This window comes from Pantoea sp. SIMBA_079 (assembly GCF_046940275.1).
Classification (GTDB): domain Bacteria; phylum Pseudomonadota; class Gammaproteobacteria; order Enterobacterales; family Enterobacteriaceae; genus Pantoea; species Pantoea borealis.
In genome coordinates this window covers 1-255 of sequence record NZ_JAWRYR010000594.1, presented here as the reverse complement: position 1 = coordinate 255, position 255 = coordinate 1, and the positions used below count along the sequence as shown (strand labels likewise).

Here is a 255-nt window from a genome sequence, read left to right as displayed (position 1 = left end):
GCTCCGACCGAGACGAGGCCGACTCTCGCCCCGAGGGCTCGATAGAGGGCCGGGCTCTGGTCGGCTGAGCCGTGGTGGGCCATTTTCACGACGTCGACGGGGCGGACGCCGCGCGTCGCGAGCAGCGCGTCCTGCGCCTCCTCCCCCAGGTCCCCCAGGAAGATCGACCGGAGGCCGTCTCCCTCCGCCTCGAGCGTGAGGCTCCCGGAGTTGCCGGTCTCCAGGTCGGGTGGACCGCTCGCCGGCGGCCAGAGC

Annotated in this window: 1 pseudogene; it reads right to left on the bottom strand. The window is 73.7% G+C overall.

From position 1 onward, the window contains the following. Positions 1-255: pseudogene (locus tag SB719_RS21315) on the bottom strand (hypothetical protein); the annotation flags it as partial.